The organism is Collimonas fungivorans Ter331 (assembly GCF_000221045.1).
Taxonomy (GTDB): Bacteria; Pseudomonadota; Gammaproteobacteria; order Burkholderiales; family Burkholderiaceae_D; genus Collimonas; species Collimonas fungivorans_A.
In genome coordinates, this window is the sequence record NC_015856.1 from 1,439,206 (window position 1) to 1,456,095 (window position 16,890).

A 16,890-nucleotide genomic window follows, 5' to 3' on the forward strand; every position below is an offset into this window, starting at 1 on the left:
CCCGGCACCATCAACAGATTAAAAGATTTTATGAAAGATTCATTATGAGATTGCCTCCCGCGATCGTCGGTCACACCGAAGAAGTTTTGCGCGAAATTCTACGATTCACCGGTCCTGCCGACGGCACCTTGTCGCGCTATTTCCGCGATCATCCAAAGCTGGGTTCGCGCGAACGCGGCGTGGTGGCCGAAGCGGTATACGGTTTGCTGCGCAACAAGGCGATCTACACCAGCTTTGCCGAATCCGGCAACGGCCCGACCATGCGCCGCATGACGCTGCTGGGCCTGGCCGATGCAGTCAGCATCGAGTCCTTGGGCGGCTTGTCGGACGAAGAAATCGAATGGCTGAAGCGGGTCGCTGAAATCGACCGTAACCTGATGCCGCCGCTGATGCGCTCCAACCTGCCGCAATGGCTGTTCGACAAGCTGGTAGCGCGCGACGGCGAAGCCGCCACTTTGCAGCTGGCGCATGCGATGAACCAGCCGGCGCCGCTCGACCTGCGCGTCAATTCGCTCAAGGCCAACCGCGAAGAAGTCATTACCGCCCTGGCCGAAGCGCCTATCCTGTGCGAGCCGACGCCGTATGCGCCGTTGGGCTTGCGCGTCATCAAGAAGCCTACTTTGCAGAACCTGCCGCTGTTCAAGAGCGGCGCGATCGAAGTGCAAGACGAAGGCAGCCAGTTGCTGGCGCAGATCGTCGGCGCCAAGCGCGGCGAGATGGTGGTCGATTTCTGCGCCGGCGCCGGCGGCAAGACGCTGGCCTTGGGCGCCACCATGCGCAATACCGGCCGTCTGTACGCGTTCGACGTCTCCGAGAAGCGCTTGGCGAAACTCAAGCCGCGCATGGCGCGCAGCGGTTTGTCGAATATCCATCCGGTGCTGATCGCGCATGAAAACGACGGCAAGGTCAAGCGCCTGGCCGGCAAGATCGACCGCGTGCTGGTCGATGCGCCGTGCAGCGGCCTCGGCACGCTGCGCCGTAATCCGGACGTCAAATGGCGGCAGACGCCGGAAGCGATCGCCGAGATGAACGTCAAGCAGATCGCGATCCTGTCCAGCGCGGCGCGCCTGGTCAAGTCCGGCGGCCGCCTGGTGTACGGCACTTGCAGCTTGCTGGATGAAGAGAACGACGCGATTGCAGCGCAGTTCCTGGCCAGCCACGAAGATTTTTCGCTGCTGCCGATGAAAGACGTGCTGGCCGAGCAAAAGATTGAACTGGAGATGGGCGACTATCTCAAACTGCTGCCGCATCAGCACCAGACCGATGGTTTTTTTGCTGCGGTATTCGTGCGCAAAGCAGCTGGCGGCTCGGCTGACAAGGAGAAGCGCGAGGACGTTGCGCCGTAAGAAGCGCTGTAAGAATCGCCGTAAGAAAAACAATGCCAGATATCTTCACTGACCTGCTCAACGACTTGCTGAACAGCCTGCGCGCGCCGGGCTTGCCGGCGCAGGTTGGCTTGCTGCTGTTGTGCGTAGGCCTGGGCTGGCTGCTGGCGCGCCTGCTGCGCCGCTCTTTCAGCGTCAGCACGGCGCAGCCGCCGGCGATGCAGATCGGGCTGGGCAGTTTTTCCAAGGTGCTGACTCCTATCATTACCTTGCTGTTGCTGATACTGGTCAAGCTGGCCCTGCAGAAATGGCAGCAGCCGGTGAATGTGATGCGGCTGATGATTCCGCTGGTGGCTTCGCTGGCGCTGATGCGTTTCGTGTTTTACGTGTTGCGCCGGGTATTCGCGCGCAACAGCGGCGTCGGCACTTTCCTGCTGCTGTTCGAAAAGAGTTTCGGCGTGCTGGTCTGGATCGGCCTGCTGCTGTACATCACCGGCTGGTGGCCGGACCTGTTCGATTACCTGGACAGCACGGTGCTGCCTATCGGCCGCTACAAGGTGTCGCTGCTGGCCATCATGCAGGCGCTGGTCTCGGTGCTGGTGACGCTGGTGATCGCCTTGTGGGCCGGTGCCGCGCTGGAAGAGCGCCTGATGCGCGTCAACACCGTGCATTCCTCGGTGCGCACCGTGGTGGCGCGCATGGCGCGCGCCTTCCTGATCCTGGTGGCGGTCTTGCTCAGCTTGTCGCTGGTCGGCATCGACCTGACCGTGCTGTCGGTCTTCGGCGGCGCGCTGGGTGTGGCGCTGGGGCTTGGTTTACAGAAAATCGCCAGCAGTTATGTATCGGGTTTCGTGATTTTGCTGGAGCGCAGCCTGGCGATTGGGGACATGGTCGGGGTCAGCACGTTTTACGGCAAGGTGGTGCAGATCAATAGCCGCTACACCGTGCTGCAGGGGCTGGACGGCGTCGATACGGTGGTGCCGAACGAAGTCTTCATGATCAATTCGGTGCAGAACTATTCGCTGACCAACCGCATATTGCGCCTGGCGACACATGTAACGATCGAGCATCAGGATGATGTCGAAAGCATATTGTTGTTGCTGGAGCAAGTTACGGTCGAGGTTGACCGGGTATCGCGCGAAATCCTGCCGCAAGCCTTGCTGATGAAGATCGGCCCTGACGGCTTAGAGCTAGAGGTCGGATTCTGGATCACCGATCCGGAGAACGGCCGGCTGAATGTGTTGTCTGATGTTAACCGCGCGATCTGGCGCGTGTTGCAATCTCGTCAAATCAAGGTTGCTCAGGTGAAACGAGATATCAGGATGGTGTCCGAGGGAGAATTGCATAAAAGTAATTTCGACGCCTATTCGCAACAAGATTTGCCATTAGATCGACTGCGCGATTCGCCAAAACCTAAAAACATCTAATAATAAGGGTACAATTGCACTCGAAATTCGGGTAACTGTTCGGTAACTACCCGTCAACTTACCCGTATCTCACTGTAAAATAAGCAGTTAAGCAGTGGCATCATCTACCCATCTACACATGGAGTACACATAGTGTTCAATGCAATACTCGATTTCTTATCGAATGGCGTAACAGGCGCGAGCGCCTGGCAGGTTGTCGTGTTCACGCTGGTCGTGACGCACATCACGATCGCTGCAGTGACTATTTTCCTGCACCGTTGCCAGGCCCATCGCGCCCTGGATCTGCACGCAATTCCAAGTCATTTCTTCCGCTTCTGGCTGTGGATGACGACCGGCATGGTGACCAAGGAGTGGGCATCGATCCACCGCAAGCATCACGCCAAGTGCGATACCGAGGAAGATCCGCATAGCCCGGTAACGCGCGGCATCAAGAAAGTATTCTGGGAAGGCGCGGAGCTGTATCGCGCAGAATCGAAGAACCTGGAAACCATGGAAAAATTCGGCCATGGCACACCGGACGACTGGATCGAACGCAACCTGTATACCAAGCACAGCGCCCTGGGCATCGTGGCGATGCTGCTGATCGACGTCATGCTGTTCGGCGTCGTCGGCGTCAGCGTCTGGGCCGTGCAAATGGTCTGGATTCCGATTACCGCGGCCGGCATCATCAACGGCATCGGCCACTATTGGGGCTATCGCAACTACGATTGCAACGATGCTGCGACCAACATCATCCCGTTCGGCATCATCATCGGCGGCGAAGAGCTGCACAACAACCACCACACTTTCGGCACTTCGGCCAAGCTGTCGTCCAAGTGGTACGAGTTCGACATCGGCTGGATGTATATCCGGATCCTGGAAATCTGCGGCTTGGCCAAGGTGAAAAAAGTCGCGCCTGCGCCGAAGTTCAACCACACTAAGCTGGTGCCTGACCTGGATACGCTGCAGTCGGTGATCGCCAACCGTTACGACGTCATGGCGAAGTATGCAAAATCGCTGAAGAACGCCTGGCATGAAGAGCGCGGCCAGCTGACCGACAAGGCCAAGCAGGGCGCGGTTTTCCTGAAGTCGTCGAAGAAACTGCTGCAACGCGAGCCGGCCAAGCTGGAAGCGCCGCAAAAGCAGCAACTGACCGAACTATTCCTGCATAGCAAAGCGCTGCAAACCATGCATGAGATGCGGGTCGAGCTGGGCGCCATCTGGGAGCGTTCGCATTTCACGCGCGATCAGTTGCTGCATCAGTTGCAGGACTGGTGCGCTCGTGCCGAAGCTTCCGGCATCAAGTCGCTGCAGGATTTCTCGCTGCGCCTGCGCAGCTACTCCTGACCGGCAGGGCGGGGCGCCGATGTATTAAGGCGCCTGCCCCGGACAAGAAAACGGCCCGAGCGGCCGTTTTTTTTTCGCCCGGCGATTGCCGTGCAAGTACAAAAGGCAGGATGTAAAAAACCCCGCAGGACAGATGTCGTGCGGGGTTTTTTGCAGAACGTCGATCGATTACTTGATCTTGGTTTCTTTGTATTCAACATGCTTACGAGCCTTCGGGTCGAACTTCATGATCGACATTTTTTCCGGGGTTGTACGCTTGTTCTTGGTGGTGGTGTAGAAATGACCTGTACCTGCGGTCGATTCCAGCTTGATTTTGTCGCGGCCTGATTTCGCCATGATTCTTCCTTTATTCTGCTAGTTAGACTTTTTCGCCACGAGCGCGCAAATCGGTCAACACGGCATCGATGCCGATTTTGTCGATCACGCGCAAGCCGGCGTTGGACAAGCGCAGGGAGACCCAGCGATTTTCAGACTCGACGAAAATACGGCGATTTTGCAAGTTAGGCAAAAAGCGACGTTTCGTCTTGTTGTTTGCATGGGAAACGTTGTTGCCGACCATCGGCCCCTTCCCGGTGACTTGGCAGACACGTGCCATGTTTTTACTCCTAAAAGATTTCCGAAACTGGAAAAAAGGAGAGTATATATAAAAAAATGAGATTTTTCAATGACTTGCGGAAAACAATTGTGTCTTTTGCGCTTTGTTGCATTTAACAATTCAAAATCGGACTGTTTTACAGCTGGCCATGCTCGGCAAACGAGTGGACCTCGGTGCCGGCGACGATGAAATGATCCAGCACCCTGACGCCGATCAGGTCCAGCGCCTGCTTCAGGGTCTGCGTCAGCTGGCGATCGGCGGAACTGGGTTCCAGCGTGCCGGACGGATGGTTATGCGCCAGCATGACGCTGGCGGCATTGTGCGTCAGCGCCGCCTTGACCACTTCGCGCGGATAGACGCTGGCATGGGTCAGGGTGCCGCGGAACAGCTCCTCGGCGCAGATCAGGCGGTTCTTGACGTCGAGGAACAGCACCAGGAATGATTCATGCGGTTTGTTGGTCAGCAGCAGCTGCAGGTACTGCTTGACGGCAGCCGGGGCGTCGAAGCTGCTGCCGGCCTGCAATTCTTCCGCCAGCGAGCGCCTGCCCAGCTCCAGGATCGCTTGCAGCTGGGCAAACTTGGCGGGGCCGAGGCCGTGGATGGCGCAGAATTCCTTGAGGGGGGCGGAAAACAGCCGGTTCAGCGAGCCGAAATGGCTGGTCATTTCGCGTCCCAGGTCAACCGCGCTTTTGCCGGCGGCGCCGACTCTCAGGAATACCGCCAGCAGTTCCGCATTGGAAAGCGCCTGCGGACCGAGTTTGATCAGACGTTCGCGCGGCCTCTGATCCGCAGGCCAGTCGGTAATTGCCATGGTGTAATCGAAGTAAGGTCAGTGTCGGCCACGTCATATGGCCCAAGGTGGCTTACAATATCATCTTCTGACTGGCAGTTATTTTTTTGTTAATGGTTCTTTTGCCTAATTTATGTCCAATCTGTCTCTCCCTGTCGTTACCGAAGCATCTTATCTGACCTTGCACTATCGCCTCGCCTCGCAAGGCGGCGAGGATATTGTCACTACCTTCAAAGAATCGCCTGCTACCTTGCAGTTCGGCATGGGCCAGCTGGCGCCTTTCCTGGAAGCTTGCCTGCTGGGTTTGCCGGAAGGCACGCATCAAACCTTCGAGCTGCCGCCGGAACGCGCTTTCGGTCCGCGCAATCCCGAGCTGATCCAGCGCGTCTCGCGCGCCACGCTGCGCCAGAATTCGCAGCTGGGCGAGGAATACCGCATCGGCGACCTGGTGGAATTCGCGGCGCCGGGCGGCGGCCAGTTTGCCGGCGTGCTGCGCGAGATCGACGAACAGGGCGCCTTGTTCGATTTTAATCATCCGCTGGCCGGACAGTCGCTCCAGTTCGAAGTGAAAATCATCGGCATTTTGTAGTTTGCAGCTGACAAGCATGAACATGGATATCAATATGGATAACGAAATTTTATTGGCGCAGCCGCGTGGTTTTTGCGCCGGCGTCGACCGCGCGATCGAAATCGTCGAGCGCGCGCTGGAACAGTTCGGCGCGCCGATCTATGTGCGCCACGAAATTGTCCACAATGCCTATGTGGTGGCGGACTTGCGCAACAAGGGCGCCATTTTCATCGAAGAGCTGGCCGATGTCCCGGCCGGCAATACCGTGATCTTTTCCGCCCACGGCGTCTCCAAGGCAGTGCAGGAAGAGGCTGAAGTGCGCGGCTTGAAAGTGTTCGATGCGACTTGCCCGCTGGTGACCAAGGTCCACATGGAAGTCGCCAAGATGCGGCGCGAGGGCCGCGAAATCGTCATGATCGGACATGAAGGCCATCCCGAAGTCGAGGGCACCATGGGCCAGACCAACGACGGCATGCACCTGGTCGAGACCGTGGCCGACGTCGAGCGGCTGCAGGTCGGCAATCCCGACATGCTGGCCTATGTATCGCAGACTACCTTGTCGGTCGACGACACCGCCGACGTCATCGCTGCGCTGAAACAGAAATTCCCGGCCATTACGGAGCCGAAGAAGGGCGATATCTGCTACGCCACCACCAACCGCCAGCAGGCGGTCAAGTTCATGGCGCCGCAGGTCGACGTGGTGATCGTGGTCGGCAGCCCGAACAGCTCGAATTCCAACCGCCTGCGTGAAGTGGCTGAGAAGAAGGGCACGGTCGCCTATATGGTGGACAACGCGGAACAGATCGACCAGGCCTGGCTGCAAGGAAAACGTCGCATCGGCGTCACCGCCGGCGCCTCGGCGCCGGAAATTCTGGTGCAGGCCGTGATAGACCGTCTGAAGGCCTATGGCGCCAAGAACGTGCGCACACTGGACGGCGCCGAAGAGAATGTCACTTTCCCCATGCCCAAGGGGCTGGCGCGCGTCTAAGCCAGAGGTCTGGGCGCAAGTTCGGGCAAAAAATTGGCGAAACGGTATTACCGATTATCGTCCGGTGACGATTATTGGTAATATTGTTTCGACGATGTTTGTTTTCTGCCAAAACTTCGCGCCCAAAGCCACGCGCAGCGGTCCTGACGCTCCATTCTGGCGCGAAATTATATTTCGAAGAAACTTCACTTTTCCATCGATAGTTTTTTGTTTTCCTCGCTATCATTGCGGCGCTGCGGTTTGAATGTAAAAACCTGTGCGAACCGCGGTCATCAGGTTAATATTGCATTGCTGTCAGAGTTGATTATCGCTCAACGTTAGCTATAATCCGCACAGTAATGGTGCATTGCCCCCAGGCACGGCGCTTTAGGACAAAAAACGTTTTTACATAAAGACGTATAGGAGACAAACAAGTATGCGTACCCAGTTCTTTTTTCTTATTCCGGCTATTCACGCAATGCCAAATTACCTTTCCGCCCATCGTTGCAGATGAGAGGAAGGGCGTCTCCCAACGGCACCAGGACTTTATCCTGGGTGCCGTTTTTGTATCGGGAATGATTTTTGCTGTGCTGCCTATGGTCGCAATAGTGTTCTGACCGATTTGACCCAAAACACATAGAACAAGGAAATTATGGATATCTTTATCCAGCAAGTTATCAACGGCTTGGTGCTGGGAAGCATGTATGCGTTGATTGCCCTCGGCTACACCATGGTGTACGGGGTGCTGAACCTGATTAACTTCGCCCACGGCGATATCCTGATGATCGGGGCCATGGTCGGCCTGTCCATCCTCAAACTGCTGCAGCATGTGGCGCCCGGCCTGCCCGGCATCGTCCAGCTGGCGATCGCCATCATCGGCGCCATCCCGGTCTGCGTCATCATCAGCCTGATCATCGAGCGGGTCGCCTACCGGCCGCTGCGCAATGCGCCGCGCCTGGCGCCGCTGATCACCGCGATCGGCGTTTCCATCCTGCTGCAGACGTTTGCCATGATGATCTGGGGCCGCAGCCCGCTGCCGGTGCCGCAAGTCATGCCTTCCGATCCCGTGCATATCTTCGGCGCCCTGATCTCGCCGACGCAGATCATGCTGCTGATCCTGGCTGCCGCCTCAATGGTCGGCCTGGTGCTGCTGGTCGAGAAAACCAAGATGGGCCGCGCCATGCGTGCGACCGCCGAGAATCCGCGAGTCGCTGGCCTGATGGGCGTCGATTCCAACCGCGTCATCGTGATGACCTTCGCCATCGGCGCCGCGCTGGCGGCGGTGGCCGGCGTGATGTGGGGCGCCAACTATTCGTCGGCGCAGTTCGCCATGGGCTTCGTGCCCGGCCTGAAAGCATTCTCCGCCGCGGTGCTGGGCGGTATCGGCAATATCTACGGCGCCATGCTGGGCGGTATTCTGCTGGGCCTGATCGAGAGCCTGGGCGCCGGTTACATCGGCGACCTGACCGGCAATTTCTTCGGCAGCAACTACCAGGATATCTTTGCCTTCATCGTCCTGATTATCGTCTTGACCTTGCGTCCGTCCGGCATCATGGGCGAACGTGTGGCTGACCGCGCCTGATCGGAGAGGGACATATGGCTAATTTCTTCGACACCAAAAAGAACCCGACCAAGGCTTACACCAGCCTGGTCGCCCTGGCGATCCTGTTCATGATCTTCCCGTTCATTGCCTCCAATTTCGGCAATTCATGGGTTCGCATCATGGATTTCGCGCTGCTCTACATCATGCTGGCGCTAGGCCTCAACATCGTGGTCGGCTTCGCCGGCCTGCTCGATCTGGGCTACATCGCTTTCTATGCGATCGGCGCCTACATGACCGGCTTGCTGGCATCGCCGCAGTTTGCCTCGGTGCTGGAATCTTTCGTCAACACCTATCCGGCCATCGGCAACTTCCTGGTGATGGTCTGCGGTCCCGAGATCGTCCAGAACGGCATTCACCTGTCGCTATGGGTGATCGTGCCACTGGGGGCTGCGCTGGCCGGCCTGTTCGGCGCCATCCTCGGCGCCCCGACCCTGAAACTGCGCGGCGACTACCTGGCCATCGTGACCCTCGGTTTCGGTGAAATCATCCGTATCTTCATGAACAACCTGAACGCGCCGGTGAATATCACCAACGGCCCGCAAGGGATCAACCTGATCGATCCGATCCGCATCTTCGGCGTGTCGCTGGCCGGCGAGCGCGGCTCCAGCGCCACGGTGTATGTGGCCGGTTTCGGCATGCCGTCGGTGAACGCCTACTACTTCCTGTTCCTGGTCCTGTGCATGGCAATCATCTTCATCTCCATCCGTTTGCAGAATTCGCGCCTAGGCCGTGCCTGGGTGGCGATACGCGAAGATGAAATCGCCGCCAAGGCGATGGGCATCAACACCCGCAACATGAAGCTCCTGGCGTTTTCCATGGGCGCCTCGTTCGGCGGCGTGGCCGGCGCCATGTTTGCTTCGTTCCAGGGCTTCGTTTCGCCCGAGTCGTTCTCGCTGACTGAATCGATTGCGGTGCTGGCGATGGTGGTGCTGGGCGGCATGGGCCATATCCCGGGAGTGGTGCTGGGCGGCATCCTGCTGGCGGCCTTGCCGGAAGTGCTGCGGCATACCGTCGAGCCGATGCAGATGGCGGTGTTCGGCAAGGTGCTGATCGATGCCGAAGTCTTGCGCCAGCTGCTGTACGGCCTGGCGATGGTGGTCATCATGCTGACCCGCCCGGCCGGCTTGTGGCCTTCGCCCAAACATGAGGATCGGCCGGATGCCGATATCGACAATCCGACAGCGCCGACCGGCGTGGTAAAGGCTTAAGGGGATCTCATGAGCGCACCAATTATTCTGAATATCTCCGGCGTCAACAAGCGGTTCGGCGGTTTGCAAGCCTTGTCGGAAGTGAACATCAAGATCCTGCAGGGCCAGATCTACGGCCTGATCGGACCGAACGGCGCCGGCAAGACCACCTTCTTCAACGTCATCACCGGTTTGTACCAGGCCGATACCGGCTCGTTCGAGCTGGCCGGCAAGGCGTACTCGCCGTCGGCGCCGCACGAAGTGGCCAAGGCCGGCATTGCCCGCACTTTCCAGAACATCCGCCTGTTCGGCGAGATGACCGTGCTGGAAAACGTCATGGTGGGTTGCCATGTACGCACCCACCAGGGCGTGTTCGGTGCGGTGTTCCGCCACAAGAAGGCGCGCCTGGAAGAGATTGCGATCCGCAAGCGTTCCCAGGAACTGCTGGATTTTGTCGGCATCGGCCGTTTCGGCGACCGCACCGCGCGCCATCTGTCGTACGGCGACCAGCGCCGCCTGGAGATCGCCCGCGCGCTGGCCACCGATCCGCAACTGCTGGCGCTGGACGAACCTGCCGCCGGCATGAACGCTACCGAGAAACTGGCGCTGCGCGAGCTGCTGGTGAAAATCAAGAACGAAGGAAAGACCATTTTGCTGATCGAACATGATGTCAAGCTGATGATGGGCTTGTGCGACCGCCTTACCGTGCTGGACTACGGCAAGCCGATTGCAGAGGGGCTGCCCGCCGAAATCCAGAAAAACCCGGCGGTGATCGAAGCCTACCTGGGAGGTGGTCACTAATGGCAACCAATATCCTCAAAGTCGAGAACCTGAAAGTCGCTTATGGCGGCATCCAGGCCGTCAAGGGCATCAACCTGGAAGTCAACGAAGGCGAACTGGTGACGCTGATCGGCGCCAACGGCGCCGGCAAGACCACCACGCTGAAAGCCATCACCGGCACCTTGCCGCAATGTAAGGTCGAAGGCGAGATGCATTACCTGGGCGAACACACCAAGGGCATGACCTCGTTCAACCTGGTCAAGCAAAAGCTGGCCATGGTGCCGGAAGGGCGCGGCGTGTTCACCCGCATGAGCATCCAGGAAAACCTGCTGATGGGCGCTTACACGCGCGACGACAAGGCCGGCATCGCGGCCGACATCGACAAGTGGTTCGGCGTATTTCCGCGCCTGAAAGAGCGCGCCGCGCAGATGGCCGGTACCTTGTCGGGCGGCGAACAGCAGATGCTGGCCATGGCCCGCGCCTTGATGAGCCATCCCAAGCTGCTGCTGCTGGACGAGCCGTCGATGGGGCTGTCGCCGATCATGGTGGAAAAGATCTTTGAAGTGATCCGCAGCGTTTCGGCGCAAGGCATCACCATCCTGCTGGTCGAACAGAACGCCAAGCTGGCGCTGGAAGCGGCGCACCGGGCCTATGTGATGGATTCCGGCCTGGTGACCATGAGCGGCAACGCCAGGGACATGCTGGACGATCCTAAGGTCAAGGCGGCATACTTGGGCGAATAAGCGCCGCGGCCGGGATTGCCTGCAACCCCGGCCGGTTTGCCCGGACGAAAAAAAAGAGCCATAGGCTCTTTTTTTATATCCAGCGGATAAGCTGCGGTCAGGTCATCGGCAGGGAATTGAACTGGTTGTCCGACTGCTGGATCCGGTGTTCAATCGGATCAGGCACGTTGACGGCAGCTTCAGCCGGTGCCGGGCTGGCCCCGCTTGGCGCAACCGTGGTCTGGATGGCGCGCGGTTTCGGCGTGGCGATCGGCGCCGGCGAACCGGTCGAAGGCACGTTCTTGCCGATGGCGACATCTTGCAGGCGACGGTACTCGGCCAGCACCTTGTAGCCGTAACCGCCGTCATTGGCGAACGCTGCGGCGCCGACATAGCGTTTCAAGCCAGCTTCGACCGAGCCGCCCTGGGTCACATAATCCCTGAGGATCATGGAGCCGACCTTGATATTGGCAGCCGGGTTCAGGGCCGCTTTAATGCCGCCCATGCTTTCGAACTTGTCTTCATGCACTTTCGACATGACCTGCATCAGGCCCTGCGCGCCTACCGGGCTTTCGGCAAACGGGTTGAGGCCGGATTCAATCGCCATCACCGCCAGGATCAACAGCGGGTCGAGCTTTGTTTCCCGTGCCGTTTTGTAGGCTGTCGTCACGAACACGTTGGTAGCGTCGCCGGCCACGCGGTAACGCTTGGACAGCCAGCTGGTGACCCATTGCTGCTGGCGCGCGCTGTCGATCGGCTTGATGGCCTTGTTCGACAGGGTGTCCATGCGCAATACATGATTGTTGGCGGTCGACGGCGCGGTCAGGTTCGCCACTTTAGGGGCGGCGTTGGCCTGCTCCGGAAGCGCTGCTGCGGCCGCAGCTTGCGGCGCGGCTTTTGATTCAGTGCTGCTGGCGAACAGCGGCAGGTTTTGCAGCTTGTATGCCAGGTCCGGTTTCACCAGCATGGTGGTGAAGCCGATGATCGCCAGCATGGCGCTGAACAGTACGGTGATGCGGGTGGTGGCGATGAGGCCGCCGACGGTGTCGCGGGCGTAAAACACACCGTTGACGGATTGCATGCCGAATTTCTTTGCTTGGTCGAGCGTAGCCCAACCGGGTAATGCTCTGGTAGATCTTGCTAACAATTGAACCTCCTGAATCGTCGCGGCGCATGCAGGCTCCCTGATAAAGCTGGAACTACCCTGCCAGCTGGAGCTAATCTACCGAATGCTGCGTGCACCGTAATCAATATCGCAAGGCATCGCAGATGGTGTGCGGTGTGCCGTTGCGTCGTTGTTGTCTGCGCTTATGTAGCTTTGGATCGATCGGCCGCAGTAGAGCGCGCCGGCTACAGGCAAACAACTTGTTCGGGGGAGAAGGCTGACGCCTTTTGAAAACACTCCTTAAAATGTCATGTGGGACCCCGATCCCGTGAGTATTGAGAGTCGACATGAAAATCGCTTTTTGGGCGATGCGACTGCTTCAAGCTGGGCGCATTGTAGGGGGCTGTTTATATCAAGTCAATACTATGAAAAACAAAATCAATAACTTTTATGTCTAAAGAATGCGCCGGTTTGCCGCCGCAAGCCAATAAAATCAAGCACTTGGCTGAAAAGCCTTAATTGTCGAATTAACATTCATAAAGATTGTAAAAGTCTATGAAATACTCAGATTTACGTGATTTTATTGTCAAATTAGAACAAATTGGTGAGCTAAAACGCATTTCGACGCCGATTTCACCCTATTTGGAGATGACGGAGATCTGCGACCGCACTTTGCGGGCAGCCGGGCCGGCGCTGCTTTTTGAGAATCCGGTCGGCCATTCGATTCCTGTGCTAGGCAACCTGTTCGGCACGCCGCGCCGCGTGGCGCTTGGCATGGGAGCCGACGACGTCAGCGAACTGCGGCGCATCGGCCATGTGCTGGCGATGCTGAAAGAGCCGGAGCCGCCGAAAGGTTTTAAAGATATCCTCGGCCTCGGCACCCTGGTCAAATCGTTGTGGGACATGGCGCCCAAGGAGCATCGCTCGGCGCCGTGCCAGGACATCGTATGGGAAGGCAACGACGTCGACCTCGCCCGGCTGCCGATCCAGCACTGCTGGCCGGGCGACGTCGCGCCGCTGATCACCTGGGGCCTGGTGATTACCAAAGGGCCGCACAAGAAGCGCCAGAACCTCGGCATCTACCGCCAGCAGGTGCTGGGCCGCAACAAGGTGATCATGCGCTGGCTGGCGCATCGCGGCGGCGCGCTCGATTTCCGCGAGCATGCGATCGCTACCGGCGGCAAGCCGTATCCGGTGGCGGTAGCGCTGGGCGCCGATCCCGCTACTATATTAGGCGCGGTGACGCCGGTGCCGGACAGCCTGTCCGAATACCAGTTCGCCGGCCTGCTGCGCGGCAGCCGCACCGAGCTGGTCAAGGCGATCGGCAGCGAGCTGCGGGTGCCGGCTTCGGCCGAGATCGTGCTGGAAGGGCACATCAATCCCGATCCGTCCCATCCGTCCGGTTATGAAATGGCGCTGGAAGGGCCGTACGGCGACCATACCGGCTATTACAACGAGCAGGACTGGTTCCCGGTATTCACCATCGACCGTATCACGATGCGCAAGTCGCCGATTTATCACTCTACGTATACAGGCAAGCCGCCGGACGAGCCGGCGGTGCTCGGCGTGGCGCTGAACGAAGTGTTCATCCCCTTGCTGCAAAAGCAGTTTTCCGAAATCATCGATTTTTATCTGCCGCCGGAAGGCTGCAGCTACCGCATGGCGGTGGTGCAGATGAAGAAGGCGTATGCCGGCCATGCGAAACGGGTGATGTTCGGCGTCTGGAGTTTCCTGCGCCAGTTCATGTATACCAAGTTCATCGTGGTGGTGGATGAAGACGTCAACATCCGCGACTGGAATGAAGTGATCTGGGCCATCACCACCCGCGTCGATCCGATCCGCGACACCACGATAGTCGACAACACGCCGATCGACTATCTCGACTTCGCCTCGCCGGTCAGCGGCCTCGGCAGCAAGATGGGGATAGACGCCACCAACAAGTGGCCTGGCGAAACCAGCCGCGAGTGGGGGCGTACCATCAGCATGTCGGATGAAGTGAAGACGCGCGTCGACCAGATCTGGCAGGAGCTGGGACTATGAGCCTGGGTTTGTAAAGAGGGGGCTGGCGGGCAGCGCAGGCAGAAAATGGCGGCAGGGATGCAAAAAGCCCTGCCAGTAATGCCGCAATGCGGTACAATTCACCCCGGCGGGCCCCTGCGCATTGTGGCGTGGTCAACCTGGTCAGGTCGGGAACGAAGCAGCCACAGCCATTTCCTGCAAGTGCCGCAGACAAGGCTCGCCTCTATCCTCTGTATTACTTCCGTACTACTCCCCACGCTCGTCTTCGCGGTTGTCGTTTCGCAGTTATCGTTTATTTACGGCAAGCCGTTACCATCCATGCAAGCTGGCAAGCCATTCAAGGCATCGTCGCGTGGCTCGCAGGAATGCTGAACCCTATCGTTGTCGTACCGTCCGTGCTGTCGGCGAACACGCCGCCGCCATGCATCTTGGCGATCGCCTTGACGATCGCCAGCCCCAGGCCGTGGCCGTGCAGCTGGCTCTGGTCCTTGTCGTTGCGGGCGGCGTCGACCCGGTAGAAACGATCGAACAGGCGCGGCAAATGATTGTCGGAGATCGGTTTGCCCGGATTCGACACGGCGATCCGGATCGCCTCAGGCTCCTGCGTAATCGTCACGGCGATCGCGGCGCCAGGGCTGGAATGCTGGATCGCGTTGTGCAGCAGGTTACTCATTGCGCGCTTGAACAGCGAGGTTTCGATCGAGGCTTCGGCGCTCACGTCGCCGGCCACCTTGACCGTCATTTTTGAATCGTCCAGCAGGAACTCGAAAAACTCCACGGTCTTGCCGACTTCCTGCGCAATCGAGGTGCGCACCAGGCTGGTGGCGGCTTCGCCCTGGTCGGCGCGCGCCAGGAACAGCATGTCGTTGATGATCGAGCGCAGGCGCTCCAGCTCTTCCAGGTTCGATTGCAGCACTTCCTCGAATTGCGGCGCCGTGCGTTGCCGCGACAAGGCCACCTGGGTTTCGCCGATCAGGTTGGCCAGCGGCGTGCGCAGCTCGTGGGCGACGTCGGCGTTGAACGCTTCCAGCTGGTTGTAGGCGCCTTCCATGCGCTCCAGTACGCCGTTGAAGGCGATCGTCAGGTCCGACAGCTCGCCCGGCAGCGGCGAAATCTGCAAGCGTTGCGACAAGGTCTTGGGTCCCAGCGACTGCGCCGCGCTGGACAGCTGTTTCAGCGGCCGCAAGCCGACCTGCGCAATCCAGTAGCCGAGCAGCATGACCAGCAGCACGCCCAGCAGGGACAGGCCGACCAGCGCAATCATGAAGGCATGCAGGGTGTGCATGTAAGGCGCGGCGTCCACCGCCACGATCAGGCGCACCGCGGGCCGCTCCTGGAACGGCTCGATGGTGCCGATCATGGTGTGCAGCGGATATTCGCGGCCGCGCAGCGACATGATGCCCATGCCGTTCGGGTTGCGGTCCAGCTGCTCGACATCGGCCAGGCCTTTGCCGTACTGGAAGCGGGGGTCGTCGCTCAGCACCCAGTAGCGGATGCTGCCGTCGGCCGGGGTCAGGGTCTCCAGCTTGGTCTGCACCCGCGGCCAGCGCGCCGGGTCGCCGTTATGGCCGATCATGTAGCGGGTGTCCAGGAAGCGCGTATTGAGTTCGTCCTGCTGGTGGCGCGCCAGTTCGCGCTGCAGCACGCCATACAGCGCGCTGCCGATCAGGGAAAAAATCAGCAGCGCCGCCAGCGCAAACATCGCCACCAGGCGTACAGTGATGGAACGTTTCATTCGCTGCTCTCCTGAGGAGAGCGCGGTTCCAGCACATAACCCATGCCGCGTATCGTGTGCAGCAGCTTGGGGCTGAACGGCGTGTCGATCTTGGCGCGCAAGCGCTTGATGGCGACTTCGACGACATTGGTGTTGCTGTCGAAATTCATGTCCCACACCAGCTCGGCGATCGCGGTCTTGGACAGGATCTCGCCCTGGCGCCGCGCCAGCACCGCCAGCAGCGAAAACTCCTTGGCGGTAAGGTCGATGCGGACATTGGCCCGGTAAGCCTTGCGGCTGATCAGGTCGATCTGCAGGTCGGCAATCCGCAGCTGCGCCGGCTCGAACGCGCGGCCGCGCCGGGTCAGCGCCTGCAGGCGCGCCAGCAGCTCGAGGAAGGAAAACGGTTTCACCAGGTAATCGTCGGCGCCGCCTTGCAGGCCCTTGATGCGGTCTTCCACCCGGTCGCGCGCGGTCAGCATGATGACCGGGGTCTGCTTGATCGCGCGCAAGGCGTGCAGCACCGTAAAACCGTCTATGCCGGGCAGCATGACGTCGAGCACGATGACGTCGTAATCGTGCTGCAAGGCCAGGTGCTGGCCGTCGACGCCGTTATGCGCGACATCGACGGCGCAACCCTGTTCGGTCAGACCCTTGCACAGATAGTCGGCCGTCTTCAGTTCATCTTCGACGATCAGTATTTTCATGTGTAGCCTGTCTCCTGGCGTAGGGTGGGCACGCCCTTGTGCCCACGCGTGACCG

16 protein-coding genes and 1 other RNA gene are annotated in these 16,890 nt (G+C 59.3%); 11 read left to right on the forward strand and 6 right to left on the reverse strand.

The annotated features are described in order from the left end of the window. The first annotated feature begins 44 nt into the window (after positions 1-44). The 3 genes from CFU_RS06350 to CFU_RS06360 all read left to right on the forward strand — a co-directional run bounded on the left by CFU_RS06350 (position 45) and on the right by CFU_RS06360 (position 4,078). Positions 45-1,346, forward strand: coding sequence for an RsmB/NOP family class I SAM-dependent RNA methyltransferase (locus tag CFU_RS06350; RefSeq protein ID WP_041741404.1), 1,302 nt, complete (start codon positions 45-47; stop codon positions 1,344-1,346). Between the two features lie 32 nt (positions 1,347-1,378). Continuing rightward, on the forward strand, positions 1,379-2,752 hold the full coding sequence (locus CFU_RS06355) for a mechanosensitive ion channel family protein (RefSeq protein WP_014005216.1): 1,374 nt from the start codon (positions 1,379-1,381) through the stop codon (positions 2,750-2,752). Between the two features lie 132 nt (positions 2,753-2,884). Beyond that, a complete protein-coding gene (locus CFU_RS06360; RefSeq protein ID WP_014005217.1) occupies positions 2,885-4,078 on the forward strand; it encodes a DesA family fatty acid desaturase in 1,194 nt (397 codons plus the stop codon). A 168-nt stretch (positions 4,079-4,246) separates the two neighbouring features. Here the strand turns inward: CFU_RS06360 and rpmG are convergent, their stop codons facing one another. The 3 genes from rpmG to radC all read right to left on the reverse strand — a co-directional run bounded on the left by rpmG (position 4,247) and on the right by radC (position 5,484). Beyond that, positions 4,247-4,414 (reverse strand): 50S ribosomal protein L33, encoded by a 168-nt coding sequence (gene rpmG / locus CFU_RS06365; protein WP_014005218.1) that lies wholly within the window; start codon positions 4,412-4,414, stop codon positions 4,247-4,249. A gap of 22 nt (positions 4,415-4,436) precedes the next feature. Continuing rightward, positions 4,437-4,673, reverse strand: coding sequence for a 50S ribosomal protein L28 (gene rpmB, locus CFU_RS06370; protein ID WP_014005219.1), 237 nt, complete (start codon positions 4,671-4,673; stop codon positions 4,437-4,439). A gap of 136 nt (positions 4,674-4,809) precedes the next feature. Beyond that, positions 4,810-5,484, reverse strand: coding sequence for a RadC family protein (gene radC, locus CFU_RS06375; protein ID WP_014005220.1), 675 nt, complete (start codon positions 5,482-5,484; stop codon positions 4,810-4,812). A 112-nt stretch (positions 5,485-5,596) separates the two neighbouring features. On the opposite strand from radC, the gene CFU_RS06380 reads away from it, so the two are divergent. The 6 genes from CFU_RS06380 (at position 5,597) to CFU_RS06405 (ending at position 11,311) form a co-directional block, all read left to right on the forward strand. Continuing rightward, complete coding sequence (locus CFU_RS06380; protein ID WP_014005221.1) at positions 5,597-6,052, forward strand: FKBP-type peptidyl-prolyl cis-trans isomerase; 456 nt, start codon at positions 5,597-5,599, stop codon at positions 6,050-6,052. 34 nt (positions 6,053-6,086) lie between these two features. Next, positions 6,087-7,019, forward strand: coding sequence for a 4-hydroxy-3-methylbut-2-enyl diphosphate reductase (gene ispH / locus CFU_RS06385; protein WP_041743069.1), 933 nt, complete (start codon positions 6,087-6,089; stop codon positions 7,017-7,019). Between the two features lie 631 nt (positions 7,020-7,650). Further along, positions 7,651-8,580, forward strand: a complete 930-nt coding sequence (locus tag CFU_RS06390) for a branched-chain amino acid ABC transporter permease (RefSeq protein ID WP_014005223.1) — start codon at positions 7,651-7,653, stop codon at positions 8,578-8,580. 14 nt (positions 8,581-8,594) lie between these two features. Continuing rightward, a complete protein-coding gene (locus CFU_RS06395; RefSeq protein ID WP_014005224.1) occupies positions 8,595-9,809 on the forward strand; it encodes an ABC transporter permease subunit in 1,215 nt (404 codons plus the stop codon). A gap of 9 nt (positions 9,810-9,818) precedes the next feature. Next, positions 9,819-10,589 (forward strand): ABC transporter ATP-binding protein, encoded by a 771-nt coding sequence (locus CFU_RS06400; protein ID WP_014005225.1) that lies wholly within the window; start codon positions 9,819-9,821, stop codon positions 10,587-10,589. Next, the gene (locus CFU_RS06405) at positions 10,589-11,311 is read left to right on the forward strand and encodes an ABC transporter ATP-binding protein (protein ID WP_014005226.1); all 723 of its coding nucleotides are present in this window, start codon (positions 10,589-10,591) and stop codon (positions 11,309-11,311) included. Before CFU_RS06400 ends, CFU_RS06405 begins: the two co-directional genes overlap by 1 nt. Positions 11,312-11,408: 97 nt before the next feature. Here CFU_RS06405 and CFU_RS23710 read toward each other — a convergent pair whose 3' ends face one another. Further along, on the reverse strand, positions 11,409-12,371 hold the full coding sequence (locus CFU_RS23710) for a transglycosylase SLT domain-containing protein (protein ID WP_148264773.1): 963 nt from the start codon (positions 12,369-12,371) through the stop codon (positions 11,409-11,411). Between the two features lie 579 nt (positions 12,372-12,950). Here CFU_RS23710 and ubiD point away from each other — a divergent pair. Together ubiD and ffs are read left to right on the forward strand one after the other, a co-directional pair. Next, a complete protein-coding gene (ubiD, locus tag CFU_RS06415) occupies positions 12,951-14,435 on the forward strand; it encodes a 4-hydroxy-3-polyprenylbenzoate decarboxylase (RefSeq protein ID WP_014005228.1) in 1,485 nt (494 codons plus the stop codon). A 105-nt stretch (positions 14,436-14,540) separates the two neighbouring features. Continuing rightward, positions 14,541-14,639, forward strand: an RNA gene (ffs, locus tag CFU_RS23715) — signal recognition particle sRNA small type. A 112-nt stretch (positions 14,640-14,751) separates the two neighbouring features. Here the strand turns inward: ffs and CFU_RS06420 are convergent. Further along, positions 14,752-16,149, reverse strand: a complete 1,398-nt coding sequence (locus CFU_RS06420; protein WP_014005229.1) for a heavy metal sensor histidine kinase — start codon at positions 16,147-16,149, stop codon at positions 14,752-14,754. Continuing rightward, positions 16,146-16,835 (reverse strand): heavy metal response regulator transcription factor, encoded by a 690-nt coding sequence (locus CFU_RS06425; protein ID WP_014005230.1) that lies wholly within the window; start codon positions 16,833-16,835, stop codon positions 16,146-16,148. Before CFU_RS06425 ends, CFU_RS06420 begins: the two co-directional genes overlap by 4 nt. Positions 16,836-16,890: the final 55 nt, after the last annotated feature.